This is a genomic window from Stieleria mannarensis, assembly GCF_014154935.1.
GTDB lineage: Bacteria > Planctomycetota > Planctomycetia > Pirellulales > Pirellulaceae > Stieleria > Stieleria mannarensis.
The window spans coordinates 1-1,713 of record NZ_JACEHH010000137.1 but is presented as its reverse complement, the minus strand read 5'-3'; the positions used below and the strand labels follow the sequence as shown (position 1 = coordinate 1,713).

The 1,713-nt window shown below is 56.1% G+C and carries 2 protein-coding genes; one reads left to right on the top strand and one right to left on the bottom strand.

Features of this window, described 5'->3' with window-relative positions; all coding sequences use genetic code 11:
- The first annotated feature begins 43 nt into the window (after positions 1–43).
- Positions 44–391 carry a hypothetical protein gene (locus H1B37_RS32730; RefSeq protein WP_182871470.1) on the top strand — a complete coding sequence of 116 codons (348 nt, stop codon included), beginning with the start codon at positions 44–46 and terminating at the stop codon, positions 389–391.
- A 1,077-nt stretch (positions 392–1,468) separates the two neighbouring features.
- On the opposite strand, the gene H1B37_RS32725 is transcribed toward H1B37_RS32730, so the two are convergent.
- Positions 1,469–1,713, bottom strand: a 245-nt coding sequence (locus H1B37_RS32725) for a Rossmann-fold NAD(P)-binding domain-containing protein (RefSeq protein ID WP_220498493.1), incomplete at its 5' end; no start/stop codon positions are given.

Below are 1,713 nucleotides of genomic sequence, written 5' to 3'. Positions count from 1 at the left end.
TTAATTGGGAGCCAGCGACAAATAACCGGCTGCCCACAAAAAAATGAATACGCCATTTCCCAACGTTTCGCTTAAATCTGGAATCTCCCTTGATGACGCATTTGAACGCGTGATCAAGGAATTTGAAGACGCGGGAATCTACGTTCAGCGGCACGAACTTTCGGAACCGCTTCCGGGAATTGCCAAGGTGTTTTCGTGCCACGAGGACGGCCGCAATGACATGTTCATTGTCCGCGTGGAGCCCTGGGACTTGCAATCCGCCTCGGCAATCACGGCGTTTGCCGAATCGCTGTCCAGTGCCCCTGACTTCATGAAAACGACAAGCTACAATTTTGTCTCCCCGTATGCTCCGCCCCAAGTATTGGTCGATCGCCTGGACGAATTGACTTAACACGTGAGTTTCACGGAGCTTAGCGTCACTTTTCAGCGATAGACCAAGGCGAAAGCGACCGAGACAGCAGGAACATTTATCTCGTCGGCGATCTGGGAGACGGGGACGCGATCCTTGAGGTGCTTGCGAACAGCCTCGGCCTTCTGCGATGCCGTGAAAGACCGGCGTTTTTGTGGTATTCGGGTCATTGGAATCCTCCTCGGGTGGTGAAATTATCTCACCGGAGACAAAATTCCAATTCCATGAGAGGCAAGACACAGGTGTCGACGATCATTAAGGAAGAGCCTGACGAGGTTTATCCTGCGAAGAAATATCGCGTCTACATGTGACGGTAGTTGGTAAATTAGACGTCAACTCAACTCCAAGCGAATAACGGCACAACCGGTGGCCGATTTCGCCGAGTCAACCAGGGTTACCCGTCCGATGCTCCGGTCGATGAAACCGGAGCAGTAATCTCAGAAAATACCCCACGGATAGCAAGGCGTACCCACGGATGCCAAAGTGGTCGGTTTTGTGCCGGATGACATCCGTGGGTACGCGCTGCCATCCGTGGGTTCGCCCCGTGTGATCGGTCGATTTAGTCGTATTGGACCGATCCGGTCACGTCACTTGCGCGCCCCGGTGGCCGATGCCGGTATGTTGTAGCTCACCATCCACCAGCTCCGAGGTTTTCGCGGAATTGCCTGCGGCACGAACCGGTAGCTGAACGAACTACTCTCAACCAAGTTTCCACGACCGGAAGTTTATTGCGGGGCGAGAATTCTCAGCTTCCGTCCGCGTGACACAGGGCGTCGCTCAACGCTGGCCAATAGATTGCTTTCGTCCGCCGCGCACTGCCGATGCGGAGTTCCCTCTTTCGCGGACACAAGTTCTTTGCGAATGAGCCCACGCAGGAATTCCGCGTTTTGCATGTCGTTCCGAACGCAGTAGAGCTTGAGTTCGGTGTGTAGGCTGGCGTCCATGTCGAGGGTGAGTCGGTTTGGTTTGACGGACTCGACACCGTGTGGACGACTGGACCGGTCTTCGACCCACTTGTCGGCATCGGGTTTCATCGGTCGACGCAGATTGCCAAGCCTCTCAGGGCATTTGCCCCCGCGCCTGGACAAGGATGTCACCGACTTCGACTTCCGGTGGCTGATTGATCATGCCCACGATCAGCGACGCCGCTGCCTCCACAGGCAACAGGGCACCGGTGTCCCGCAACTGCTGTTCACGATCCGGATTGCGACGAAGGTAATCGCCCAGCAGTGGAGTGTCGACAAAGCCGGGGGAAAACGCTCCGACGCGAACGGTGCGGCCCGCGGCCCGCAACTCCTTGCGCA

Coding starts and splice junctions, on each gene's coding strand:
- H1B37_RS32730 (WP_182871470.1), top strand. CDS start 44: ATGAATACGCCATTTCCCAACGTTTCGCTTAAATCTGGAATCTCCCTT.